We start from the raw sequence: 23,852 nt of genomic DNA, 5'->3' as shown, positions 1-23,852 counted from the left end.
GCCTCGTCTATCTCGCCATCCTCAAGCCCTATCTGGAGAAGCACAAATGAGCGTGCGCACTCTCAAGGGAAAAGGGCGCTGGCTGGCGCTCGGCGGCTGCCTCATCTGGCTCGCCATCACCTTCTTTCCGCTCTACTGGGTGCTGATCACCTCGTTCAAGACACCGATCGCCGTCGTCGGCGGTCCGACCTATCTGCCCTTCGTCGATTTCGAGCCGAGCTTGACGGCCTGGAGCGAGCTTCTGTCGGGCCAGCGCGGGCAGTTCTTCAACACCTTCTGGGCGTCGACGATCATCGGGCTTTCGGCATCGATTGCGGCGACCTTCATCGGCGCGATGGCCGCCTATGCGCTGGTGCGCTTCACCTTCCGCTTCAAGCTGCTGTCGACACTGATCTTCGTGGTCATCGCCTTCGGCGGCTTCCTTCTCGGCCGTCATGTGCTGGGCTACGGCCAGGGCATCTCGCTGGTCTATTCCTTCGTTGCAGCGCTCGCGCTTGCGGTCCTTTCCAGCCGATTCCGTCTGCCGGGGCCGGAGCTCGGCAACAACGACATCGTCTTCTGGTTCGTCAGCCAGCGCATGTTCCCGCCGATCGTCGCAGCCTTCGCGCTCTACCTGATGTACACGGAGATGGGCAAACTCGGCTTCAAGCTGGTCGACAGCTACATCGGCCTCACCTTCGCCTATATCGCGTTTTCGCTGCCGATCGTCATCTGGCTGATGCGCGACTTCTTCGAGGCGCTGCCGGTCGAGGTCGAGGAAGCGGCCATGGTCGACAACGTTCCCTCCTGGCGCATCTTCTTCGGCATCGTCCTGCCGATGTCGAAGCCGGGGCTGATCGCCACCTTCATGATCACGCTCGCGTTCGTGTGGAACGAGTTCCTGTTCGCGCTGTTTCTCACCAATTCCAAATGGCAGACGCTGCCCATTCTCGTTGCCGGCCAGAACAGCCAGCGTGGTGATGAATGGTGGGCGATTTCCGCTGCCGCGCTCGTTGCCATCATCCCGATGATGGTCATGGCCGGGCTTCTAAGCCGGCTCATGCGCTCCGGCCTGCTTCTGGGAGCAATCAAGTAATCAACCGCTTTGGCATGAATTCATTCAACAGGAGGATAGAATGAGGAAATTGCTACTGGCATCTGCATCGCTTGCCGCACTTGCATCGGGGAGTGCCGGAACGGCGCTTGCCTGCGATCCGGATTACACCGGCGTCGAACTGACGGCGACCACCCAGACCGGCCCTTACATCGCCTCGGCGCTGCAGCTTGCGGCCAAGGGCTGGGAAGAAAAGACCTGCGGCAAGGTCAAGGTCGTCGAGTTCCCGTGGTCGGAACTCTATCCGAAGATCGTGACCTCGCTGACATCAGGCGAAGACGCCTTCGACGTCATCGCCTTTGCTCCCGCCTGGGCGCCCGACTTTACCGACTTCCTGTCGGAAATGCCGGCGGACATGCAGAAGGGCGCAGACTGGGACGACATAGCCCCGGTTTACCGCGAACAGTTGATGGTCTGGAACGGCAAGGTTCTGTCGCAGACGATGGACGGCGACGCCCATACCTACAGTTACCGCATCGACCTCTTTGAAAACGCCGATAACCAGAAGGCCTTCAAGGAAAAGTATGGCTACGACCTGGCGCCGCCGAAGACCTGGAAACAGTATCTCGACATCGCCGAATACTTCAACCAGCCGGCCAACAACCTCTGGGGCACGGCGGAGGCCTTCCGTCGCGGCGGCCAGCAGTTCTGGTTCCTGTTCAGCCATGTCGCAGGCTATACCAGCCACCCGGACAATCCGGGCGCGATGTTCTTCAATCCCGAGACGATGGACGCTCAGGTCAACAATCCCGGCTGGGTTCGCGGCCTCGAGGAATATATCCGCGCCTCCAAGCTCGCGCCGCCGAATGCGCTGAACTTCTCCTTCGGTGAAGTGAACGCCGCCTTTGCCGGCGGTCAGGTGGCGGAATCGATCGGCTGGGGTGACACCGGTGTCATCGGCGCCGATCCGAAGCAGTCGAAGGTCGCCGGCAATGTCGGTTCGGCGTCGCTGCCGGGCTCCGACGAGATCTGGAACTACAAGACCAAGAAGTGGGACAAGTTCGACCACGTCGTCCAGACCTCGTTCATGGCCTTCGGCGGCTGGCAGGCGGCGGTGCCCGCAACCTCGACCAAACAAGAGGCAGCCTGGAACTATATCCAGTACCTGACGAGCCCGGCCGTTTCCGGCCAGGCGGCGATCACCGGCGGCACCGGCGTCAACCCCTACCGCATCTCGCACACGACCAACCTCGATCTCTGGTCGAAGATCTTCTCCGAGCGTGAGGCGAAGGAATATCTCGGTGCGCAGAAGGACGCGGTGACGGCCAAGAACATCGCGCTCGACATGCGTCTGCCCGGTTACTTCTCCTACACCGAAGTGCTGGAAATCGAGCTTTCCAAGGCGCTTGCCGGTGAAGTGACGCCGCAACAGGCGCTCGATAGCGTCGCCGAGCAGTGGAACAAGCTGACCGACGAGTTCGGCCGCGACAAGCAGCTCGCCGCCTATCGTGCCTCGATGGGCCTGCCACAGCAGTAACATGACCACGCCCGCCCCGAGACGATCGGGGCGGGCGCCACCGTCCCGGTGCGACCGGGCACCGACAGCAGCAAGGGTTTTCGCATGTCACAGGTCCGACTGGAGCAGATCACCAAGTCCTTCGGGAACGTCACGGTCATTCCGCCGCTCGATCTTCAGATTGCCGATCGCGAGTTCGTGGTGCTCGTCGGGCCGTCCGGCTGCGGCAAGACGACGACGCTTCGGATGATCGCCGGTCTCGAAACCGCGTCGTCGGGTTCGATCCGGATCGGCGATCGCGACGTGACGGATCTGCGCCCCGGTTTGCGCAATTGCTCGATGGTGTTTCAGAACTACGCGCTCTATCCGCACATGACCGTTGCCGAAAACATCGGCTACGGCATGAAGGTGCGCGGCACGCCCAAGGCAGAGATCGACAAGGCCGTGGCGGACGCCGCGCGCATTCTCAATCTTGGCGCATATCTCAACCGCAAGCCGAGCGCGCTATCGGGCGGCCAGCGCCAGCGCGTCGCGATCGGCCGGGCGATCGTGCGCCAGCCGGATGTCTTTCTGTTCGACGAGCCGCTGTCCAATCTCGACGCCAAGCTGCGCATTGAAATGCGCACGGAAATCAAATTGTTGCACCGACGCCTTCAGACGACTGCCGTCTACGTCACGCACGATCAGGTGGAAGCCATGACCATGGCAGACCGGGTCGTCGTCATGAACCAGGGGCGCATCGAACAGGCGGCCGATCCGATCACGCTCTACGAGCAGCCCGCCAATCTCTTCGTCGCCGCCTTCATCGGCGCGCCCAGCATGAATTTCATCGAAGGTCGGCTTGAGCGCGGCGACGGCGGGTTGACGTTCCGGGCGGAGGGCGATGTTGCAATTGCGGTTCCGCAGAGCCGCGCGGAAAAGCTCGCCACGTTTGCCGGCAAGGACGTCGTGCTCGGTATTCGTCCTGAGCACACGATGGCGGCGGATATTGGGGCGCCGACCGTGAAGCTCACGGTGCGCGACGTCGAGCCGCTCGGGCCGCACACGCTGGCGCTCGGCAGGGTGGGACAGGGCGCCTTCACCGCACAGGTTCACGCTGCGTCACGTATCGGCCCCGACGATCAGATCGAAGTGCCGATCGAGGCGGAAAAGATGCATTTCTTCCTGAAGGAAACAGGGACGGCGATCGGTCGGTAGAGCAGTTCCAGGAAAAGTTTGAAACGGTTTTCCGCCCGGAATTGCGTCTTTTCAAAGAGATAGACTGGTTCACTGTTCCGAAGAAGCAATGAAACAGTCAGACCGAAAGACAGAGCCGAAGGCGGTGATGCCTTCGGCTCTGAATATTACTTCTGCTCGGCGCGCGCGGCGGCGAGGAAAGCGAGCTTCGCCGGCATTTCCAGGTGCTTGGAAAGCGCCACGCGCTCCGGCGTGTAGTGGTGCTCTACGTCGAGGCAGTTGACCGTGCCGAGCAGTTCGCCACCGACCACGACCGGGATATTGGCGACCGAGCCGCAGCCGAGCGACCAGATGGTTTCGTGGTCGCCGAAGACCTTGGAGATGTCGACGATCGTGTTGGCGACGAAGGTCTGGTGCGCCTTGTGCACGATGTCGAACCAGCTGTCGTAGCGGATCGGCTTGGTGCCGGAGGTCGGATATTCCTCGGGATGTGAGGTGTAGGCGCGGCGGGCGACTTCGTTGACCATGTCGACCGTCATGATGGTGAAGAGCTTGGCGCCGATGATCTGGCGGCTAAGCGTCTGCAGCGCGGTCCATACCGCATCGGCATCGGTGGTCTTGGCAATCGCCGCGTCGAATTCCGCCAGCGCGGCAGCGATCTGTTCACTGTTCATGCTATGTCCTTGCAGTTACTCGATTTGTAGGGCGGATCTACGATGTCCCGCTCTAGTTGGCATGCGCGGCGCTGATCTGCATCAGCTCGCGCGAATAGGCTTCCTTCAGGTCGCCGCGCTTGAGATCGGCGACGTCGGCGACTTCGACGATGCGGCCCTGACGCATGACGGCGAGGCGGTCGCAGAGGAAGGAGACGACGGCCAGATTGTGGGTGACCATCAGGAAGGTGAGGTTCTGTTCGCGCCTCAGGCGCTTCAACAGGTTGAGGATTTCGGCCTGCACCGAGACGTCGAGCGCCGACGTCGGCTCGTCGAGCAGAAGCACCTTCGGCTTCAGCATGAGGGCGCGGGCGATCGCGACGCGCTGGCGCTGACCGCCCGAAAGCTGGTGCGGAAAGCGGAAGCGGAACTTGCGGTCGAGGCCGACCGACGTCATCACCTCCTCGATCCGGGCATTGCGGTCGCCGATGCCGTGGATCGTCAGTGCTTCGCCGAGGGTCGCGTCGACGGTCTTGCGCGGATGCAGCGAACCGTAGGGGTCCTGGAACACCATCTGGCACTGGCGCGAGAAAGCGCGGTCGATGCCGTGGCCGCGGGGTGAACCGAGCACTGTGATTTCGCCCGACCATTCCGGCGCGAGGCCGGCGATCGCCTTCAGCACCGTCGATTTGCCCGAGCCGCTTTCGCCCACAAGGGCAAAGCTCTCGCCGTCGGCGATGTCGAGATTGACGTCGTGGGTGATCTGCACGTCGCCATAGGAGATGTCGAGGTTCTTCAGAGAAAGCGCGGTCATGACTTGGCCCATGCGCTGCGGTCAAGCACCGGCAGCTCGTCGCGTGTTTCATCGAGGCGCGGGATCGAGGCGATCAGCCCGCGCGTATAGGGGTGCTTGGCTGCCATCAGCTCGCCGGCCTTGCATTCCTCGACCACCTCGCCGGTGTTCATCACGAGAATGCGGTCGCAGTAACTGGAGACGAGGTTGAGGTCATGGCTGATGAAGATCAGCCCCATGCCCTTGCGCTTCACCAACTCGTCAATGATGTCGAGCACCTGCGCCTGGACCGAGACGTCGAGCGCCGAGGTCGGCTCGTCGGCGATCAGCAGGTCCGGCTCGGGGATCAGCATCATGGCGATCATCACGCGCTGGCCCATGCCGCCGGAGACTTCGTGCGGATAGAGCTTGGCAACGCGCTCCGGATCGGCGATGCGCACCGATTCCAGCATGGCGAGCATGCGGGCGTTGACCTCGCGGCGCGGCAGCTTCTGGTGCGTCAGCAGCGCCTCGGCAATCTGCTCGCCGATGGTCATGACCGGGTTCAGCGAGAACTTCGGGTCCTGCATCACCATCGAGATGCGGGCACCGCGGATGGCGCGCATCTGTCGCTCGGACTGCTTCAGAAGGTCAATGCCGTCGAAGACAAGCTTGTCGGCGGTGACCCGGCCCGGCGCGCGGATCAGCTGCAGGATCGACCGGCCGGTCATCGATTTGCCCGAGCCGCTCTCGCCAACGATGCCGAGGCGCTCGCGGCCGAGCGTGAAGGAAATACCGCGTACGACGTCGAGATCACCACGGGGTGTGGGGAAGGTGACGCGCAGGTTTTCGACTTCGAGAAGGTTTGTCATCAGCGCTGCTCCCCGCTCTTCGGATCGAGCACGTCACGCAGGCCATCACCGAGGAAGCAGAACCCGAGGCTGACGAGGATGATGGCAAAGCCCGGCATGGTCGCAACCCACCACTGGTCGAGAATGAACGAGCGGCCGCGCGAGATCATCGCACCCCATTCAGGCAACGGCGGCTGGGCGCCAAGGCCGATAAAGCCGAGACCCGCGGCCGTCAGGATGATGCCGGCCATGTCGAGCGTGACACGCACGATCATCGAGGAGGTGCAGAGCGGCAGCACGTGGCCGAGGTTGACCCGCAGGCTGGAAGCACCCAGCAGACGGACCGCCGAGATGAACTCGGAGTTCTTGAAGGTCAGCGTTTCGGCGCGCGCCACCCGGGCATATCCGGGCCAGGAGGTGATGGCGATGGCGATGATCGCGTTCTCGATGCCCGGACCGAGGGCCGCAACGAAGGCAAGTGCCAGGATCAGCTTAGGCAACGACAGGAAGACGTCGGTGATGCCCATGAGGATGCGGTCGACCCAGCCGCCGAAGTAGCCTGCGGCAACGCCGATCACCAGACCGGCGGGTGCTGCGAGCACGGCGACGAGCGTGACGATCGCCAGCGTGATGCGTGAGCCGTAAACGACGCGGGACCAGATGTCGCGGCCGAGCTCGTCGGTTCCCATCCAGTGGGCGGCACTCGGCGGCAGCAGGCGTTCGCCGAGCGACTGGCGCAGCGGATCGTGGGTTGCGAGCCACGGGGCAAAGAGGGCGGTCAGCACCAGAACGAGGATGATGACGCCGCCGACGACGGCCAGCGGATTGCGCATCAGCGCGCCGAAGATGCGGTAGAAGCGGCCGAGGCGTGCCTGCATCGGCGAGGAGGGGCTGTCGTCGATCAGCCAGTCGCGAAAAGTGGTCATGTCCGCCTCCTCCTTAGCGTGCACGCGGATCGAGCACGCGGTAGAGCACGTCCGAAATCTTGTTGATGCCGATGAAAACCGCGCCGATGACAAGGGTCGAGCCGAGCACGGCCGCCATGTCGGCGTTGAGCAGGGCGACGGTCAGGTAGTTGCCGATACCGGGCCACGAGAAGATCGTCTCGATCATGACGGAGCCTTCAAGCAGGCCGGCATAGGAGAGCCCGATGACGGTGATCAGCGGCACGCGGATCGGCCGGAAGGCATGACGCCAGATGACCAGGCGCTCCGGCACGCCCTTGACGCGCGCCGTTGTCACATATTCCTGGCTCAACTGGTCGAGCATGAAGGAGCGCGTCATGCGGGCGATGTAGGCGAGCGAGAAGAAGCCGAGGCAGGAGGCCGGCAGGATCAGGTGCCAGACGGCGTTGCGGAAGATCTCCCACTCGCCGGCGATGATGCTGTCGATGAGGATCAGGCCGGTCACCGGCGAGACCATGCCGTCATAGAAGATATCGACACGGCCCGGGCCGCCCACCCATTTCAGCTTCGCGTAGAAAACCGCAAGGCCGACGAGGCCGAGCCAGAAGGCGGGCACGGAATAGCCGAGAAGGCCGATGACGCGGATGCCCTGATCAAGCCACGAGCCGCGGCGGGCGGCGGCAAAAACGCCGAGCGGCACGCCGATCAGCACGCCGAGAATAATGCCGAGCGTCGCCATTTCGAGCGTCGCCGGGAACACGCGGGCAAGGTCCTCGATAACAGGTTTGCCGGTCGAGACCGAGGTGCCGAAATTACCCGTGGCGACGTCGCCGACATAGCTCACGAACTGGGTGATCAGCGGCTGGTCGAGACCCATTTCCTGGCGGACGCGCTCGTAAACTGCGACCGGTGCACGGTCGCCGACGACAGCCAGAACCGGGTCGATCGGCACGATGCGGCCGATGAAGAAGGTGATGGCGAGCAAACCGAGGAAGGTCACCGCGAGGGTAACAAGAAAGCCTGCCAATGAGGTGAGGCGCTGCCGGCTCCGGCTCGGTCTCGCGGCGCGGCGTGCCGGCGCGGCTGCTGTCGTGCTGTCGTTTGCCACGTGGCGATTCCATCCCTTCTCGCTTGCGGTCTGAATTGTCGATACCGCAAAAATTCGCTTGGAGTATATAAATAAGTTTGCTTAAATCAAAAAAATTTTACTGGGGCGGAAATGGGAGGGATGACCGCTGTGAGCGATGCGTCGGAGGATGCGCAGGCCGTTTCAGGTAAGTCCGTGGCAGGGCAACCGAAGGTGGGTGCCCTGGTGCGCACGCGCCGGCGGCAGATGCATATGACATTGCAGTCGTTGAGCGACGCGGCGGGCGTTTCGGTCGGCTATCTCAGCCAGATCGAACGCGATCTCGCCATGCCGTCGCTCGGTACGCTGGCCCAGATTGCTCAAGGGCTGGGCGCCGAACTCAACCATTTCATCCTCGCGCCGGCGATCGACACCGGCCTGTCGCGTGCAGAAGGGCGCATGGTCTTTTCGGTCGGAGGCTCGCCGGTTTCCTATGAGCGGATCGGTGCGGATTTTGCCGGCAACCAGCTTTCGAGTTTCGTCATTACCATCCCGCCGGGGCACCGTTCGGAGGTCTTCAGCCATGAGGGGGAAGAGCTCGTTTACATGCTCGAGGGCGAAATCCTGTTCGGGCTCGACGGCGACGACACCATGCTCACGCCAGGCGATGGCCTGCATTTCCGAGGTATCCAGCCCCACTATTGGTGGAATAAGACGGACAAGCCCGTGCGGCTGATCTGGACCGGCACCTTGCCGCTGTTCCGGCCGCGCGCTTCCCAATCCAACGAGACCGGCGCGCCGCAGGCGCTCCCGAAGCCGGCGACGACAAAAACCAAGCCTCATCGAAAATAGGAGAATGATGATGAGAATGTTCAAGGCCGCGGCTCTCGCGGCGTCCCTTATGCTGAGCGTGGCGCCGGCCGCACTCGCTGAAACCCCGGCCGAAGTGCTGGTCGTCGCCCAGAACATCGACGACATCGTCAGCATCGACCCGGCCGAAGCCTACGAGTTTTCCTCCGGCGAATACGTCACCCAGACCTATGACCGCCTGGTACAGTACGATGCCCCCGACGTGAAGAAGCTGGCGCCGGGCCTTGCCTCCGAATGGACGGCCGACGATGCCGCCAAGACGATCACCTTCACGCTGCGTGATGGCGTCACCTTCACCTCCGGAAACCCGCTGCGCGGCGAAGATGTCGTCTACTCCTTCAAGCGCGTCGTCGTGCTCAACAAGGCACCGGCCTTCATCCTGACGCAGCTCGGCTGGACGCCCGAAAACATCGACAAGATGGTGACCGCCGACGGCAACAAGGTCACGATCAAGTACGAAGGCGACTTCTCGTCGGCCTTCGTTCTCAACGTTCTTGCCGCCCGTCCGGCCTCCGTCGTCGATGCGGAAACCGTCAAGGCTAACGAGGCCGATGGCGACTTCGGCAATGCCTGGCTGAAGGCCAATTCGGCCGGTACCGGTCCCTTCGTGCTCAAAGCCTTCCGCGCCGGCGAACTCTTGAACCTTGCCAGCAACCCGACCTACTTCGGCGGCGCTCCGGCGATCAAGGGCGTCATCATCCGCCACGTGGCTGAAGCGGCCACCCAGCAGCTGATGCTGCAGACCGGCGACGTCGACATGGCGAAGAACCTGACGCCGGACCAGGTATCGGGTCTCGAAGGCAAGGACGGTGTGAAGGTCGAATCCTACCCGCAGGCGGCCGTGCACTTCCTGTCGTTCAACCAGAAGGACGCGGCCCTGCAGCCGCCGGCCGTCTGGGAAGCCGCCCGCTATCTCGTCGATTACAAGGGCATGACCGACAGCTTCCTCAAGGGCCAGATGGATGTCCACCAGGCCTTCTGGCCGAAGGGCTTCCCGGGCTCGCTCGACGAAACGCCTTATAGCTACGACGTCGAAAAGGCGAAGAAGATCCTTGCCGACGCCGGCATCAAGACGCCGATCAAGGTGACCCTCGACGTCATCAACTCGACGCCGTTCACCGACATGGCGCAGTCGCTGCAGGCGTCGTTCGCCGAAGCCGGCATCAACTTCGAGATCATCCCGGGCACCGGCAGCCAGGTGATCACCAAGTACCGCGCCCGCACGCATGAAGCCATGCTTCTCTATTGGGGCCCGGATTTCATGGACCCGCATTCGAACGCCAAGGCCTTTGCCTATAACGAAGACAACGCCGACGACAAGTATCAGTCGACGACCACCTGGCGTAACGGCTGGGCGGTTCCGGCCGAACTCAACGAGGCGACCAAGGCAGCGCTCAAGGAAGCCGATCCGGCCAAGCGCGACGCGCTCTATGTCGACCTGCAGCGCAAGGTGCAGGAAAAGTCGCCGATCGTGATCATGTTCCAGGCCGCGACCCAGGTCGCGATGAAGGACAAGGTCGAAGGCTACGTCAACGGCGCCACTTCGGACTTCGTCTTCTACCGCCTGGTGAAGAAGAACTGATCCACTTGCGGTCACCCTTGCGCCGATCCCAAAAGGCGCACATATCAAACGCCCTGGGCCTTGCAGCCCGGGGCGACGTGTTTCTACCGATCGGTTTTGAAAGTTCTGGAAGGTTTTGTGAAATGGCGGATGTGAAGGTTAGAACGCGGGAAACCGGGGCAACGGCGGTCGTCGGCAAGACGGGCTTTCCGCATGTGACCTCGGTGACTGGCGGTGAACTCGATATCGTCACCGGCCCGTCGCAGGCCGGTTATGGTCCGCTCGACCTGCTCTATGCGTCGCTCGCAAGCTGCCTGGTGCTGAGCGCACGCATCGCTGCCAGCCGTTACGGCGTGCTCGATCGGCTGACGGAGGTGAGCGCCAAAGTGACTGGCGAGAAAGCGCATGACGAACCGTCGCGTGTCGCCACGTTCAAGATCGTCTTCGACATCAAGGGCGACTTCGACGATGCGGTCCGTCATGCAATTGCGGAAGCGGCCGAAAACGAGATCTGCACCGTCAGCAACACCATCCGCGGCAATCCGGAATTCGTGACCGAGTTCGTATCCTGACCATGAAAAAGAGCCGGCTGCTTTGGCGGCCGGCCCTTTTGACGTGCGCTCGCACAAATTACGCGGGTTGCGCTGCCAGCCCTGACGGTTGGCGCCGGCCGATGGTGAGCACCAGTAGTGCTGCGACGACACAGAGCGCGCCGGCGGCCAGCAGCGCCGGCGTATAGGTCTCGAGCGACGTCCGGCTCGCACCTGCCAGGAACGCGGCGCTGGCTGCACCAAGCTGGTGGCCGGCAAAAATCCAGCCGAAGACAAGCGCGGCCCGTTCCGGGCCGAAACGTTCGGCCGCAAGTTTGACGGTTGGCGGAACCGTTGCGACCCAGTCGAGGCCATAGAAGACCGCAAACAGCGACAGGGTGTAGATATTGAAGCCGCTGAACGGCAGGAACATCAGCGACAGGCCGCGCAAGCCGTAGAACCAGAACAGCAGCCAGCGATTGTCGTAGCGGTCGGACAGCCAGCCGGAGCCGACGGTGCCGATCAGGTCGAACAGGCCGATCAGGGCGAGGAAGCTGGCCGCACCGACGGCAGCAATGCCGACGTCACCGCAGATCGACACCCAATGGGTCTGGATCAGGCCGTTGGTGCTGAAGCCGCAGACGAAGAAGGTGGCAAAGAGCACCCAGAAGGTGTTGGTCTTTGCGGCATCGCCGAGGGCTCGAATCGGCGCCATCAGCAGCGCACCGAAATTCTGGGCCCTTGCCGGTGCGGGAACGACCTGCTTGCCGCCGTAGGGCGCAAGGCCGAGATCGCTCGGCCGGTCCTGCATGAACAAGAGCACCAGGGCGAAAGCGGCCGTCAGAACGACGATGACGAGCGTCAGGGCCGAGCGCCAGCCGATCGTTTCGGTGAGGGACGCAAGCAGCGGCTGGAAGACGAGCTGGCCGGTGGCGTTGCTGGCGGTCATCAGACCGACGACGAGCCCGCGTCGCATGTCGAACCAGCGCGTGGCGATGGTGGCGCCGAGGACCAGCGCGGTCATGCCGGTGCCGACGCCGAGGACGACGCCCCAGAGCGCAACGAGATGCCAGAGTTCCGTCATGTAGAACGAGGCGGCGATCCCCGCGAGGATCAGTATGAGCGCGGTGGAAACGACTTGCCTGACGCCAAAATGGTTCATGAACGAGGCGGCAAACGGGCCAAGCAGACCGAACAGGCAAAGCCGGATCGCCAGCGCCATCGAGATCTCGGCGTTCGACCAGCCGAATTCGGTTTCAAGCGGCTTGATCAGCACGCCGGCCGAGCCCATGGCGCCGGCGGTTGACAGCATGACGAGAAAGGTGACGGCGGCCATGGCCCAGCCGTAGTGAATGTTGTGTCTGGCAAGATAACGCGCAAGCGCCGGACCGAGCATCGTCGATTTCCTTCTGTCCGTGTTTTTAGGGTGCGCGAAAGGGGTGCGCAGGCTTTCGCAGCGCATTTCGCACGCTCATGCTTGGTTTGGCGGCGTATTACCGGCTCCTGGCAAACCAGGATGTCGAACGCCTTCGCGCTCAAGTGCGATCACTTGATGCGGGAAAAGTCTATCGGTTCAATGCGTTAGAGTGCCAGCAGCAGATCTTCCAGCTGGGCGGCCGCGTCCGGCCCCAATCGCGCCTCGATCTTGTCCTGTGCCGCCTGCCAAAGCGGAGCGCCGTCAATGAGAATCTGGCGGCCGCTTTCGGTCAGTCCGACAGTGGCCTCCCTTTGGTCCTTTCCGCTGCCCGTTGCCGCCAAGCCCATTCCTTCCAGAACCTTGACGTTACGGCTGACCGTCGAGCGCTCGAGTTCGATCTTGCGGCCAAGCTCGGTCATGGAAATCGGCTCGTCGCGCGCGATGTGCCGAAGCAGACTGAACTGGGCGAGGTTGAGGCCAACCGGTTGCAGCGCGTCGTCGTAGATCGACGTCGTTCTCCGGGTAGCCTTGCGTAAGAGTGCACAATAACAACGAGCCATGACGTGTGTATATACACGCATTGGCGAGGCGTCAAGCATTCGGTTGAGAAGATTGGAGCACGGATCGTCGCGCGCTAGGCGTTCACAGCGCGCTCTTTTTCAAAGGAGAACCGCAGAACGTCGTTCAGATAGGCCTGGTCGCCAATCCGGAAATGGGTTTCCCCGACCTTCTCGAAGCCGTTCGCAAGGTAGAAGGATGCGGCCTTGTCGTTTTCGACGTTGACCGCGAGCCAGGTGCTCGGCCGCTCAGCGTCCCGGCAGAATTCAAGGCCGGTCGCAAGCAGTCTCTTGCCCACGCCGCGACCGTGGTGGCGCGGCTGCACATAGAGCGTTGCAATTTCGAGGTCCGAGGCAACGTCGACCGGGGCCGTGGAGTTCAACGACATGCGCAAGAAGCCGTCGATCCCCACCTTGTTCTCAGAAACCCACAGGATCTCGGTTTCGCGGGACAGAACGTCCCTGAAGCGCCCGGCGGTAAACGCCTCGAGCGCATAGTCGGCAAAGAACGCGTTGACGCCGTCGCGGATGTAGGTGTTGAGCCAGACCTCAAGGCTGATGGCGGCGAGGCTGGATGCATCCTCAAGCGTTGCGCGTCTGATCACGGTCTCGACTTTCAGGTTCTCGGCATTGGCCAATGGGAGGGACGGCAGTCCGCCTGTCAGTCGACAAACGGTTCGAGTTCCCTATCGAACTCGACCTCGACGACATTGTTGAAGAGGGCGGTCGCGACCATGATGCCGGAGAAGGCGACGAGGTCGACCAGGGCCTTGGCGTCGTATCGCGCCTTCAGGCCGATCCAGATCTCCTCGGGGACGGCATTGCTGTCGGCAACGATCGCATGGCCGAAGGCGACCAGCCGTTGTTCGTCCTCGGTCGGTTGGACGGTGTGAAAGTCGATACCGGCGTTGGCGAAGGCGCGACGGAAGAAACCCATGGCGATCGGGGATTTCATTGCTTCGGAGATCGAATGGGAGAGGAACCAGATCTCCCGGTCGTTGAGGGCGGGTCGCAGTTCCTCGCGCAGCGTGAACCATTCCGCGTAAATGCGGTGCGCAACCGGCGAATGCAGAAGTGTGCGCTTCATGTTGGTCATGCGTCCACGCACCCGCACTTCCTCGTCGTGGGCGGCGCGGATTTCGTCTGATGCGGTGTCGTAGTCGATGTGCGGGATATGGCTCACGGTCTTGCCTGTCTTTGAATGCTGCGCGGCTGGCGCGCTTGTGAGAATGGGATCAAACGGTGCTGAGCAGGATGCTCGTCTCGCTGTTCGACACGCCGTCGACATCGCGCACTTCGCGCAGGATGCGGTCGAAATCGCTGAGGCTGTTGGCGCGGATTTCGGCGACAAGGTCCCAGCCGCCATTGGTCGTGTGAAGGGCGTAAAGTTCGGGCAGGCCGCGCAGGTACTTGATCACCTTGGTGGTGTTGCGGCCGCTGACCTCGATCATCATGATCGCACGGATGGCGCGATCGTCATAATCCTGCCGCACGCGCAGGGTGAAGCCGAGCACCGCTCCGCTTTCGAGCAGCCGATCGATCCGCGTCTGCACGGTCGCCCTCGAAATGCCAAGCACGGCGGCGATCTTGGAGTAGGGCGCGCGGCCGTCTTCTCGCAATAGCGAGATGAGCTGGTGATCGAGGTCATCGAAGATATGCATGAAATCTGTATATTACGATTGCGCAAATTGCTCAATATCTCCGTCAATTTTGAGCAAGTTTAAAATTTCAACTCACTTCTTGCCTGCCTAGGCTGACTTCATCGAATTTCTCCGATGGAGTTTTAAACGTGGTTCAGTATGTCGGTGTCGGCAACGTAATCGAGCTGGTCAAATCGATCGGCATTGAGACGTTCCTTGTGGGTCTTGCGGAATACATCGAGGATGATTTCCGCCGGTGGAACGCATTCGAAAAAACGCCGCGGCTTGCGAGCCATTCGAAGACCGGCGTCATCGAACTGATGCCGACGTCGGACGGCGAGCATTACGGCTTCAAATACGTCAATGGCCATCCGAAGAACCCGAATGTCGGGTTGCAGACGGTCACTGCCTTCGGTGTCCTCTCCGACGTCAGCACCGGCTATCCCTGTCTCGTTTCCGAAATGACGATCATGACGGGCCTGAGGACGGCTGCCACCTCGGCGCTCGCGGCCAAGTATCTCGCGCGGCCCGACGCCCGTTCGATGGCGATCATCGGCCTCGGCGCCCAGTCGGAATTCCAGGCGCTCGCATTCCGCGCCCTTCTCGGCGTCAAGCGGCTGCAGGTCTTCGATATCGACGCGGAAGCCGCCGACAAGTTCTGCAACAACCTCGCCGACATGGATTTTGAGATCGTCGTTGCCGCCACCGCTGAAGAAGCGGTATCCGGCGCCGACATCATCACGACGGTCACAGCCGACAAGCGTAACGCCACGATCCTCTCCGACAACATGGTCGGTGCCGGCGTTCACATCAACGCGGTCGGCGGCGACTGCCCAGGCAAGACCGAATTGCAGGGCGACATTCTCCGCCGCGCCGACGTCTTCGTCGAATATCCGGAGCAGACCCGCATCGAGGGCGAGATCCAGCAGATGGCGCCGGATTTCCCGGTGACCGAACTCTGGCAGGTGATTGCCGGTGAAGCCGAAGGCCGCCGCTCGAGCGCCCAGATCACCATCTTCGATTCCGTCGGCTTTGCCACCGAAGATTTCTCGGCGCTGCGCTTCCTGCGCGACAAGATCCAGGGCACCGCGTTCTATACCGAGCTCGATCTGACGACCCAGCCGGACCATCCGCGCGATCTCTACGGCCTGTTCCGGCAGCAGCCGGCGGCCCCTGCCGAGCGGAGCGCTGCATAACATGAAGAGACTGTCCGTACAGGCGCCGAAGGGCGTCGTGATGATCCGCCCCCACCATTTTGGCCCGAACCCGATGACGGCGAAGGACAACGCCTTCCAGGCGACCGACGAGGCACGACAGCCGACGGCGATCGCCAAGGCCGCCTTTGACGAAGTCAGCCGTATGGCCGACGGGCTTTCGGATGCCGGCGTTGCGGTCCATCTCTTTGAAGATGAGACGACGACCCGTCCCGACTCGGTTTTCCCGAACAACTGGTTCTCGACCCATGCGGGCGGCCATGTGGCTATTTATCCGATGTATTCGGAAAGCCGCCAGAGCGAGCGCCGCGCCGACATCATCGAGATGCTGAAGACCGAGTACCGTGTTCAGGACGTGATCGACTATTCCGGCCTCGAAAAGGACGGCGTCTATCTTGAAGGCACCGGCGCCATGGTTCTCGACCATATCGGCCGCGTCGCCTATGCCGCGCGCTCCAACCGCACCAACGAAGTGGCGCTGGAGCGTTTCTGCACCCACTTCAATTTCGAGCCGATGATCTTCGGTGCTGTCGACCGCCAAGGCAACTCGATCTATCACACCAATGTCCTGATGTGCATCGGCACGGAGTTTGCTCTGATCGGAACGAGCATGATCCCGGACGTCGCCCGCCGCCAGGAAATCTGCGCGCGCCTCGAGGAAACCGGCCGCCAGGTGATTGATCTGACACTCGATCAGATCGAGAATTTCGCCGGCAACGCCATCGAGCTGGATGGCGCCGACGGTCGCGTCGTGGTCATGTCTGCCCGCGCGCTCGCCTCGCTCCGCCCCGACCAGATCAAGGCGCTCGAAGCGTCCGCCTGCGTCCTCGCGTTCGACGTTCCGACCATCGAGCTTGCCGGCGGTTCCGTGCGCTGCATGCTCGCCGGCGTTCATTTGTCACGAAGAGAACCGGCCGGTACGCAAAAGCTTTACGCCGCCACATCCGATCGATAGAAGCACCTCATCCAAGCCAAAGGTCCTACAAATGTCGCAGTCACGCCCCGTCTACCAGTTCAACAACATCATCGTTCGCACCCCGTCGAAGTCGGTCGTCAACGGCCTGCGTGCCGACGATCGCGGCAACCCCACCTTTGAAGGCGTGAAGGCCGAACACGACGCCTACATCGCGGCGATGAAGGACGCGGGCGTGAAGGTGACGGTGCTGCCGGCGCTCGAAGCTTTCCCGGATTCGATCTTCGTCGAAGATCCCGCGCTGGTCTTCACCGAAGGCGCAATCCTGCTGCGTCCGGGTGCGGAAACCCGCGTCAAGGAGACGCCGGAAATCGAACCGACTCTGCGCGCCATGTTCGAGACCGTGCTCGATCTGCCGGGCAACGGCTTTGCCGATGGCGGCGACGTTCTGACCACCCGCGAAAGCGTCATGATCGGACTTTCGGCCCGCACCAACAAGGTGGGCGCCGAAGCATTGCAGGCTTGCCTTGCCAAGCTCGGCCGCAAGAGCGAGATCGTCGCGACCCCGGAAGGCGTTCTGCACTTCAAGACCGATTGCTCGCTGCTCGACGACGAGACCGTGCTTTCGACCGCACGCCTTGCCAAGTCCGGCGCTTTCGAGCGCTTCAAGCAGGTGATCATTCCTGAAGGCGAAGAGCCGGCGGCAAACGCGCTGCGCGTCAACGACGTCGTCATGGTCGGTTCCGACTTCCCGCGCACGATCGAGATGCTCGACAAGCTCGGCTACAAGGTCGTGCCGATGAAGACGACGGAGATCGGCAAGATCGACGCAGGTCTTTCCTGCATGTCGCTGCGCTGGTTCAGCAACACGCTCTGATCCGACGCAATCCCCGAGGAGGAAACAAAATGAAGACGTTGAAGACCGCCCTGTTCGCAGGGATCGCCCTTTCCATGGCTGCAGGCAGCGCATTTGCCGAGGACACGCTGCGCCTCGGCATGACGCCGGAACCCTACATGCCCTTCACCCAGGTGAACTCTGGTGGCGAATGGGAAGGCCTCGAAGCCGATCTTTCCCGCGCACTCTGCGAAAAGATGGCCGTGAAGTGCGACATCAACCAGATGGCATGGGATGGTCTCATCCCGTCGCTGAAGGAGAACAAGGTCGACTTCATCATCGGCGCCTTCTCGATCACCGACGAACGTCGCCAGGTCGTCGACTTCTCGACGCCCTACTACACCGAGGGAACGTCTTTCGTTGGCTCTAAGGGCGACACCAGCGAGATCAAGACCGCCGACGCGGCTGACGGCTCGGGTAAGATCATCGATCCGGCAAGTGTCGAGGGCAAGATCATCGGCGTCCAGACCTCCAGCGTGCAGTCGGCCTACGTCGCCAAGTACCTCACGGGTGCCGAAGCCAAGAGCTATGACACCGCCGACAACTCTGTCGCCGACCTCATTGCCGGCCGTGTCGACTACGTGCTGATCCCGGACCTCTACATCCAGACCCTCCTGAAGTCGCCTGAGGGCGCCGACTACGAGGTCAAGGTCGAGGTGCCGAAGAACGTCACGCTCGGCGAAGGTGTTGCCTATGCCGTGCGCAAGGGCGACGCGGCGACGCTCGACAAGGTCAATGCCGGTCTTGCCGCGCTTGAAAAGGACGGCACGACGCAGAGGCTCGTCGACAAGTGGATCTTCGGCAAGAAGTAAGCCGTATTTCCGAGGGCGGCGGCCAGCTCGCCGCCCTCATTCGCCACAACCGGCCGCAGCGCCGGGGCATCACCGCGGCCACTGCGATGGCGACCTCTGCTCGGACGGGCGGCGCCGGGCTGACGTGACAATCGGGAACAGGTAACGACGGATGGACTATTACTGGCAATTGCTTGCCTGGGGCGGCGAGGGCTGGGGCGACGATTTCGCCTGGGGCCTCTTGATGACCCTGCAGGTCTCCGTGGTCGCCTATGCGGTTGCGGTTCTCTTCGGTTTCCTGGGGGCGGCGGGCAAACTGTCGAAGCACCGGTTCCCGCGGTTCCTTGCCGATATCTACACGACGGTTGTGCGCTCGCTGCCCGAGCTGCTCGTCATCCTGCTTCTCTATTTCTCGGTCGCAAGCGGTGCGGAACGCCTGTTGAAGCACTTTGGGCTCGTGGCTGAAACCTTCCAGTTCAGCTCGTTCTGGGCTGCGATCATCGCACTCGCATTCGTTTCCGGCGCCTTCATGACCGAGGTGCTGCGCTCGGCCTATCTCGCCGTGCCGCCGGGCCAGATCGAGGCCGCCGTCTCGATCGGCATGAACAGGCAGAAGATCTTCACCCGCATCGTCTTCCCGCAGATGATGCGCCACGCCGTGCCCGGCATGGGCAATCTCTGGCTATCGATCACCAAGGAAAGCGCCATCATCAGCGTGCTCGGCTCGTTCAGCGAGCTGCTCTACACCGGTTACCGCGCGGCCGCAGGCACCAAGCAATACATCTTCTTCTACGGGCTGACGGCCATCCTGTTCCTGGCGATCACGCTCGTTTCCGTCCTGGTGATTGCTCAGATCGAGCGCCGCCTCAATCGGGGGCACAACTGATGGAAACGATCTCCAACGTCATCGGCTTCCTGCCGGCGCTGATCAAGGCGACGCCGCTGACCCTGCTTCTGACGGCCGTTGCCGGCGTCTTCGGCCTCGTCATCGGCACGCTCGTGGCGCTCGCCCGACTGTCCGGCCGCCGGGTCCTCTCGGTCCCGGCCTATGTCTTCACCTTCGCCTTCCGGGGAACGCCACTGCTGGTGCAGATCTATCTGATCTACTACGGCCTCGGGCAGATCCTGCCCGGCACCTGGGTGCGCCACAGCTTCCTCTGGCCCTATCTTCGCGATGGCCTCTGGTATGCGATCTTCGCGCTTAGCCTCAACCAGGCGTCCTATAATGCCGAGGTCATCCGCGGCGCGATCAAGGCGATCCCGCGCGGCCAGATCGAGGCGGCAAAGTCGATCGGCATGCGCTCTTCGATGATCCTTCGTCGCATCACCTTGCCGCAGGCGCTCCGCTCGTGCCTGCCGGTTTTGACGGGTGACCTGATCATCCTGTTGAAGACGACATCACTCGCCTCGACCATCACCATCCTCGAGGTCATGGGCACCGCCCGCATGCTGCAGCGCCAGTCGCTTCTGATCTTCGAACCGTTGATTGCCGCAGGCATCATCTATTTCACCGTCGTCTTCATCCTGACCCGCGTCATGGGCGTGGTCGAGAAGCGGCTCACCCGCTACCGCACGGCGAAGGCTTAACGAGGAGGAACGGACATGGCTGCAATTGCGCTTTCCGTAGACAATATTCACAAGAGCTTCGGATCCGTCGAGGTGCTGAAAGGCGTATCCTTCGAAGCAAAGTCCGGCGACGTCATATCGCTGATCGGCAGCAGCGGTTCGGGCAAGAGTACGCTTCTGCGCTGCATCAACTATCTGGAGACGCCGGACGAGGGGCAGATCTCCGTCTCGGGCGAGGTGATCCGCACCGTCAAGGGCAAGGACGGCAAGTTCCACGCCGCCGACAAGCGGCAGCTCGAGCATATCCGCACTCGCCTTGGCATGGTGTTCCAGAGCTTCAATCTCTGGTCCCACAAGACCATTCTCGAAAACATCATCGAAGGGCCGATCCATGTGCTCGGCATGGCCCGCAAGGACGCGATCGGCGAAGCCGAGCTCTTGATGGAAAAGGTCGGCATCACGCCGAAGCGCGACCATTATCCGAACCAGCTCTCGGGCGGCCAGCAGCAGCGCGCGGCGATAGCCCGGGCGCTGGCGATGAAGCCGGAGGTCATGCTCTTCGACGAGCCGACTTCGGCGCTCGATCCGGAGCTCGTCAACGAAGTGCTGCTCGTCATCAAGAAGCTTGCCGAGGAAGGCCGCACCATGGTGATGGTCACCCACGAAATGTCACTCGCCCGTGATATCTCCAGCGAAGTCATCTTCCTGCACAAGGGCCTGGTCGAAGAACGCGGCGCGCCGTCGCAGATGATGCGTGACCCGCAATCGGCGCGGCTGCGCCAGTTTCTGCAGATGGCTTGAGGAGGCCGAAATGCGCGATGCCAGTTTTTCTGAGTTCCTGCCGGAACTCGTCAATATCCGCCACACCCTGCACGAAATGCCCGAGATCGGCCTGTCCGAAGTGAAGACCTCGGACTATGTCGCAGGTCTGCTGCAGTCCTGGGGTTTCGAGGTCACGCGCGGCCTTGCGACGACGGGCATCGTCGCGACGCTGAAGCGCGGCAACAGCAACCGCGCCATCGGCTTTCGCGCCGACATGGACGCGCTGCCGATGCAGGAAGAAACCGGGCTTGCCTATCAGAGCAAGCATCCGGGCGCGATGCATGCCTGCGGTCACGACGGCCACACCAGCATGCTGCTCGGCGCCGCCTGGGCGCTGTCGAAGGACGAAAGCTTCAACGGCACGGTGCATCTCATCTTCCAGCCGGCCGAGGAGAATTTCGGCGGCGGCAAGCTGATGATCGAGGACGGTCTGTTCGAACGGTTCCCCTGCGAACGGGTCTACGCGTTGCACAACTGGCCGGGCCTGCCGGTTGGCCAATTCTCCAGCCGCGCCGGTGCGATCGCCGCGTCGATCGACGTGCTGACGCTGACCATCAAGGGCAAGGGCGGGCATGGCGCGCAGCCGGAACTGACGGTCGATCCTGTTGTCGTCGGTTCCAGCGTGGTGATGGCGTTGCAGACGTTGGTCTCGCGCAACATTTCTCCGCACCAGCCGTCGGTGCTGACGGTCGGCTCGTTCCAGGCGGGCTCTGCCTCCAACATCATCCCCGATACGGCGGTGCTCGAAATCAGCATGCGCGCGATGGATCCGACGGTTCGCAAGCAGTTGCAGGAGCGGGTCGAACAGATCGCCCGCCTGCAGGCGGAAAGCTACAATGCCGAGGCCACGTTCGACTGGCAGGTCGGCTATCCCGCGACGATCAATGATACCGAGGCGATAGACGACGCGCGTTCCGTGATCGCCGAGACATTTGGCGCCGATGCCTATGTCGAATTGCCGGAGCCGCTGATGGGCAGCGAGGACTTTTCCTTCCTGCTGGAGAAAGTGCCCGGCGCCTATGTGCTGATCGGTAACGGCGACAGCTCGGGACTGCATACCACCCGCTACGACTTCAACGACGACATCCTCGAGCGCGGCGCGACCTATTTCTACAATCTCGCGCGCGCCGCACTGGTCTAAATCGGACCGGAATCGGATCGACCCGGCCGCTCAGGTGGCCGGGTGCAGGTCACCAAACACCGTCGGGATAAGCTCCGACACGGTCGGATGGATGTGCACTGCATGGGTGATCGTCGTGTAGGGTTTCCCGGCATACATCACATCGAGGATGCTCTGCACGGCCTCGTCGCCGCCGGTCCCGAGGATCGAGGCGCCGAGGATCTCCTTGCTGTCGGCGTCGACGATCACCTTCATGAACCCCTCGGTCTCGCCCTTTTCGACGGCGCGGCCGACACGGCTCATCGGTCTGGTGCCGATCATAAGCTTGCGCCCTGATTTCCGCGCTTCCGTCTCCGTCATGCCGGCGCGGCCAAGCGGCGGGTCGATGAAGAGGCCGTAGGTCGAAATGCGATCGCTGACCTTCCTGGTTCCACCGTCGAGCAGGTTTGCCGCGATGATCTCGAAGTCGTTGTAGGCGGTGTGGGTAAAGGCGCCGCGACCGTTGCAATCTCCCATGGCAAAGATGTGCGGGACATTGGTCCTGAGCGTTTCGTCGACCTCGACATAGCCGCGGCCGTCGGTCTTGACGCCGGCGCGGTCGAGATCGAGATCATCGGTGTTCGGTCGGCGACCGGTCGCCAGCAGCAGATGGGAGCCGACGATCTCGGGCGTCCCCGCGGTGCAGTCCACGCCGGCGATAACGTCGTCGCCGCGCTTGGCAAAGCGGATGCACTCGGCGTTGAGCCGGAAATTTATGCCTTCTTTTTCGAGGATCGCGAGGATCGCGTCGGAGACGTCAGCATCCTCGCGGCCTATCAGGCGCGGTCCTTTTTCGATCACTGTCACCTCGGAGCCGAAGCGGCGGAACATCTGCGCGAATTCGAGCCCGATGTAGCTGCCGCCGACGACGATCAGGTGGCGGGGCAGGGCGTCGAGATCCATGATCGAGACATTGGTGAGGTAGGGTACGTCCGCCACCCCGGGAAAATCCGGTGTTGCAGCGCGACCGCCGACATTCAGGAAGATCTGGTCTGCCGAAATGAGGTCGCCGCCGATGCGCACCTCATGCGGGCCTTCGAACCGTGCATGGCCCTCGAAGACCGTGATGTTCTGCATTCCCTTCAGCCAGTTTTCGATGTTCTTGCGCGAGGTGAACCGCACCGTGTCCTTGCGTGCCATGACGCGGGCAAAATCGATGGAGACGGGCCCGGTAGAGACGCCGAAATCTTCACCACGACGCGCCAGATGCGCGGCATAGGCACTGGCGACCATCGCTTTGGTCGGCATGCAACCGGTGTTGACGCAGGTGCCGCCGAAGTGCTTGCGCTCGACGAAGGCAACGGTCTTGCCTGCATCCGTCAGCCGGCCGGCAAGCGAAGGGCCGGCCTGGCCGGACCCAATGATGATCGCGTCGAAATGTTTTGTCATGACACGGAGGACACCACCCAAAGTGCGAGGAGAACGGCAACGACATCCTCGAGAAGCGCAATCGGCAGGTCCTTTCCGCCGGTGGCCGCGACGAGGCGCTTGCGGGCTTCATAGCCGCCGAGCGTGCCGATAACCGCACCGATGACGCCGGCGACCAATCCTTGCAGCATAGCATGTCCGGTCAATCCGAGCGCGGCGCCGCAGAAGGCGCCGCTGACGACGCGGGCGCCGAACTGTTGCGGCACCTTTCGGCTCGGTGTGCTCGGCAATTGGTCGGTGACAAACTCAACCAGGGCCAGAAGGCCAAAGATGTAAGGCGTGAAGCGAAATCCCATGAAGGCTGCCCAGGTGGTGCCAAGCGGCAACCAGCCGGCGGCGGCCGCAATACTGACCGCGGCAGGGGCGGTCATCGCCCGAAGGCCAGCGACCACGCCGATAATGAGCGTGAGAAAATAGATCGACATCGTGTCCCCGAACGTTCGCCGGGCGAACCCAAGCCACCAGCCCCCAAGCGGTTCGGGTCGAGCGGCATCGCAACCAAGAGTGAAAGCGGATG

Annotated in this window: 26 protein-coding genes; 14 read left to right on the top strand and 12 right to left on the bottom strand. The window is 62.4% G+C overall.

The window, feature by feature from the left end; all coding sequences use genetic code 11:
* The first annotated feature begins 46 nt into the window (after window positions 1-46).
* The 3 genes from VGO04_RS03040 (at window position 47) to VGO04_RS03030 (ending at window position 3,746) form a co-directional block, all read left to right on the top strand.
* On the top strand, window positions 47-1,075 hold the full coding sequence (locus VGO04_RS03040; RefSeq protein WP_327494484.1) for a carbohydrate ABC transporter permease: 1,029 nt from the start codon (window positions 47-49) through the stop codon (window positions 1,073-1,075).
* Window positions 1,076-1,115: 40 nt separating this feature from the next.
* Entirely contained in the window at window positions 1,116-2,570 is a 1,455-nt protein-coding gene (locus tag VGO04_RS03035) for an extracellular solute-binding protein (protein ID WP_327494483.1), read from the top strand.
* Between the two features lie 84 nt (window positions 2,571-2,654).
* Entirely contained in the window at window positions 2,655-3,746 is a 1,092-nt protein-coding gene (locus VGO04_RS03030; protein ID WP_327494482.1) for a sn-glycerol-3-phosphate ABC transporter ATP-binding protein UgpC, read from the top strand.
* Between the two features lie 146 nt (window positions 3,747-3,892).
* Here the strand turns inward: VGO04_RS03030 and VGO04_RS03025 are convergent, their stop codons facing one another.
* Genes VGO04_RS03025 through VGO04_RS03005 form a run of 5 tightly spaced genes read right to left on the bottom strand, consistent with a single transcriptional unit; the run spans window position 3,893 to window position 7,933 of the window.
* Window positions 3,893-4,399, bottom strand: a complete 507-nt coding sequence (locus VGO04_RS03025; RefSeq protein WP_327494481.1) for a GAF domain-containing protein — start codon at window positions 4,397-4,399, stop codon at window positions 3,893-3,895.
* Between the two features lie 52 nt (window positions 4,400-4,451).
* Window positions 4,452-5,192 carry an ABC transporter ATP-binding protein gene (locus VGO04_RS03020; RefSeq protein ID WP_327494480.1) on the bottom strand — a complete coding sequence of 247 codons (741 nt, stop codon included), beginning with the start codon at window positions 5,190-5,192 and terminating at the stop codon, window positions 4,452-4,454.
* Complete coding sequence (locus VGO04_RS03015; RefSeq protein ID WP_327494479.1) at window positions 5,189-6,022, bottom strand: ABC transporter ATP-binding protein; 834 nt, start codon at window positions 6,020-6,022, stop codon at window positions 5,189-5,191. The genes VGO04_RS03020 and VGO04_RS03015 overlap by 4 nt, the downstream gene beginning before the upstream one ends.
* Window positions 6,022-6,927 (bottom strand): ABC transporter permease, encoded by a 906-nt coding sequence (locus VGO04_RS03010; protein WP_327494478.1) that lies wholly within the window; start codon window positions 6,925-6,927, stop codon window positions 6,022-6,024. Before VGO04_RS03010 ends, VGO04_RS03015 begins: the two co-directional genes overlap by 1 nt.
* Window positions 6,928-6,940: 13 nt before the next feature.
* Window positions 6,941-7,933 carry an ABC transporter permease gene (locus VGO04_RS03005; protein WP_327494488.1) on the bottom strand — a complete coding sequence of 331 codons (993 nt, stop codon included), beginning with the start codon at window positions 7,931-7,933 and terminating at the stop codon, window positions 6,941-6,943.
* A 201-nt stretch (window positions 7,934-8,134) separates the two neighbouring features.
* Between VGO04_RS03005 and VGO04_RS03000 the strand changes: the two genes are divergently transcribed.
* The 3 genes from VGO04_RS03000 (at window position 8,135) to VGO04_RS02990 (ending at window position 10,975) form a co-directional block, all read left to right on the top strand.
* On the top strand, window positions 8,135-8,824 hold the full coding sequence (locus VGO04_RS03000) for an XRE family transcriptional regulator (protein ID WP_327494477.1): 690 nt from the start codon (window positions 8,135-8,137) through the stop codon (window positions 8,822-8,824).
* Between the two features lie 10 nt (window positions 8,825-8,834).
* Entirely contained in the window at window positions 8,835-10,424 is a 1,590-nt protein-coding gene (locus tag VGO04_RS02995; RefSeq protein ID WP_327494476.1) for an ABC transporter substrate-binding protein, read from the top strand.
* A gap of 122 nt (window positions 10,425-10,546) precedes the next feature.
* Window positions 10,547-10,975, top strand: a complete 429-nt coding sequence (locus VGO04_RS02990; protein WP_327494475.1) for an OsmC family protein — start codon at window positions 10,547-10,549, stop codon at window positions 10,973-10,975.
* 58 nt (window positions 10,976-11,033) lie between these two features.
* On the opposite strand, the gene VGO04_RS02985 is transcribed toward VGO04_RS02990, so the two are convergent.
* The 5 genes from VGO04_RS02985 to VGO04_RS02965 all read right to left on the bottom strand — a co-directional run bounded on the left by VGO04_RS02985 (window position 11,034) and on the right by VGO04_RS02965 (window position 14,568).
* Window positions 11,034-12,329: an MFS transporter gene (locus VGO04_RS02985; protein ID WP_327494474.1), complete on the bottom strand. Its 1,296-nt coding sequence runs from the start codon at window positions 12,327-12,329 to the stop codon at window positions 11,034-11,036.
* A 185-nt stretch (window positions 12,330-12,514) separates the two neighbouring features.
* The gene (locus VGO04_RS02980; RefSeq protein ID WP_327494473.1) at window positions 12,515-12,931 is read right to left on the bottom strand and encodes a MarR family winged helix-turn-helix transcriptional regulator; all 417 of its coding nucleotides are present in this window, start codon (window positions 12,929-12,931) and stop codon (window positions 12,515-12,517) included.
* A gap of 53 nt (window positions 12,932-12,984) precedes the next feature.
* Window positions 12,985-13,512, bottom strand: a complete 528-nt coding sequence (locus VGO04_RS02975; RefSeq protein WP_327494472.1) for an N-acetyltransferase — start codon at window positions 13,510-13,512, stop codon at window positions 12,985-12,987.
* 56 nt (window positions 13,513-13,568) lie between these two features.
* Window positions 13,569-14,090: a hypothetical protein gene (locus VGO04_RS02970; RefSeq protein ID WP_327494471.1), complete on the bottom strand. Its 522-nt coding sequence runs from the start codon at window positions 14,088-14,090 to the stop codon at window positions 13,569-13,571.
* 52 nt (window positions 14,091-14,142) lie between these two features.
* Window positions 14,143-14,568 carry an Lrp/AsnC family transcriptional regulator gene (locus tag VGO04_RS02965; RefSeq protein WP_043613515.1) on the bottom strand — a complete coding sequence of 142 codons (426 nt, stop codon included), beginning with the start codon at window positions 14,566-14,568 and terminating at the stop codon, window positions 14,143-14,145.
* Window positions 14,569-14,660: 92 nt separating this feature from the next.
* Here VGO04_RS02965 and VGO04_RS02960 point away from each other — a divergent pair, with 92 nt between their 5' ends.
* The 8 genes from VGO04_RS02960 to VGO04_RS02925 all read left to right on the top strand — a co-directional run bounded on the left by VGO04_RS02960 (window position 14,661) and on the right by VGO04_RS02925 (window position 21,889).
* Window positions 14,661-15,743 carry an ornithine cyclodeaminase gene (locus VGO04_RS02960; protein WP_327494487.1) on the top strand — a complete coding sequence of 361 codons (1,083 nt, stop codon included), beginning with the start codon at window positions 14,661-14,663 and terminating at the stop codon, window positions 15,741-15,743.
* 1 nt (window position 15,744) lies between these two features.
* Window positions 15,745-16,716 carry a citrulline utilization hydrolase CtlX gene (gene ctlX, locus VGO04_RS02955; RefSeq protein ID WP_327494470.1) on the top strand — a complete coding sequence of 324 codons (972 nt, stop codon included), beginning with the start codon at window positions 15,745-15,747 and terminating at the stop codon, window positions 16,714-16,716.
* Window positions 16,717-16,747: 31 nt separating this feature from the next.
* Window positions 16,748-17,551, top strand: a complete 804-nt coding sequence (locus VGO04_RS02950) for a dimethylarginine dimethylaminohydrolase family protein (RefSeq protein ID WP_327494469.1) — start codon at window positions 16,748-16,750, stop codon at window positions 17,549-17,551.
* Window positions 17,552-17,580: 29 nt separating this feature from the next.
* The gene (locus tag VGO04_RS02945; RefSeq protein WP_327494468.1) at window positions 17,581-18,381 is read left to right on the top strand and encodes a transporter substrate-binding domain-containing protein; all 801 of its coding nucleotides are present in this window, start codon (window positions 17,581-17,583) and stop codon (window positions 18,379-18,381) included.
* Between the two features lie 151 nt (window positions 18,382-18,532).
* On the top strand, window positions 18,533-19,246 hold the full coding sequence (locus tag VGO04_RS02940) for an ABC transporter permease subunit (RefSeq protein ID WP_327494467.1): 714 nt from the start codon (window positions 18,533-18,535) through the stop codon (window positions 19,244-19,246).
* A complete protein-coding gene (locus VGO04_RS02935; RefSeq protein WP_327494466.1) occupies window positions 19,246-19,947 on the top strand; it encodes an ABC transporter permease subunit in 702 nt (233 codons plus the stop codon). Before VGO04_RS02940 ends, VGO04_RS02935 begins: the two co-directional genes overlap by 1 nt.
* Before the next feature lie 15 nt (window positions 19,948-19,962).
* A complete protein-coding gene (locus VGO04_RS02930) occupies window positions 19,963-20,727 on the top strand; it encodes an ABC transporter ATP-binding protein (protein WP_327494465.1) in 765 nt (254 codons plus the stop codon).
* Window positions 20,728-20,737: 10 nt separating this feature from the next.
* Entirely contained in the window at window positions 20,738-21,889 is a 1,152-nt protein-coding gene (locus VGO04_RS02925; protein ID WP_327494464.1) for a M20 aminoacylase family protein, read from the top strand.
* A gap of 30 nt (window positions 21,890-21,919) precedes the next feature.
* Here the strand turns inward: VGO04_RS02925 and VGO04_RS02920 are convergent, their stop codons facing one another.
* The gene (locus VGO04_RS02920) at window positions 21,920-23,296 is read right to left on the bottom strand and encodes an FAD-containing oxidoreductase (protein ID WP_327494463.1); all 1,377 of its coding nucleotides are present in this window, start codon (window positions 23,294-23,296) and stop codon (window positions 21,920-21,922) included.
* Window positions 23,293-23,760 carry a DUF4126 domain-containing protein gene (locus VGO04_RS02915; RefSeq protein ID WP_327494462.1) on the bottom strand — a complete coding sequence of 156 codons (468 nt, stop codon included), beginning with the start codon at window positions 23,758-23,760 and terminating at the stop codon, window positions 23,293-23,295. Before VGO04_RS02915 ends, VGO04_RS02920 begins: the two co-directional genes overlap by 4 nt.
* Window positions 23,761-23,852: the final 92 nt, after the last annotated feature.

It is taken from the genome of Ensifer sp., assembly GCF_035999185.1.
In the GTDB taxonomy this organism is placed as follows: domain Bacteria; phylum Pseudomonadota; class Alphaproteobacteria; order Rhizobiales; family Rhizobiaceae; genus Ensifer.
Note: the sequence above shows the minus strand (reverse complement) of the source record. Positions and strands in the feature narration are given on the sequence as shown.